Origin of the sequence: Streptomyces jumonjinensis (assembly GCF_009600885.1) — a bacterium.
Taxonomy (GTDB): domain Bacteria; phylum Actinomycetota; class Actinomycetes; order Streptomycetales; family Streptomycetaceae; genus Streptomyces; species Streptomyces jumonjinensis.
The window spans coordinates 80,042-80,451 of the sequence record NZ_VCLA01000201.1 but is presented as its reverse complement, the minus strand read 5'-3'; the positions used below and the strand labels follow the sequence as shown (position 1 = coordinate 80,451).

Annotated in this window: 1 pseudogene; it reads right to left on the bottom strand. The window is 75.1% G+C overall.

From position 1 onward, the window contains the following. Positions 1–410 (bottom strand): annotated as a pseudogene (locus FF041_RS39825) (DnaB-like helicase N-terminal domain-containing protein); the annotation flags it as partial.

The window sequence follows — 410 nt, the reverse complement described above, 5'->3', positions numbered from 1 at the left end:
GTTCGGGCTCGGCCGTGGGAGGGACGGGGCGGGCGTCGCTGCCCCAGCGGCGGGCGAGATCCGCCAGCACGCCCGCGAGAGCATCGGCCCGCAACAGGGTCTCCTCGGTGCCGCCGCGCACAGAGTCGGCGCGGGCGGCCTGGTGGAGCCGGACGGCATGCTCGGTAACCGTGCGATGGATGGCGCCCTCCAGCACCATCCGCCCATACACCGTCGCATGTTCCGGTCGGGGGCAGGCGGCGACGAGCTGGTGCGCGTACGAAGCCGTCACCCCCCTGGTGCGGGTGCCGGCCTCGGTGACCGCGTCGGCCACCCAGGAGACCGGCACCGCTCCTACGGCCGCTGTGCTCCCCGGGTGGCCGCGCTCTTGCAGGGCGAGGGCGGAGGCGAAGAGTGCCTGGTGGGCTGGG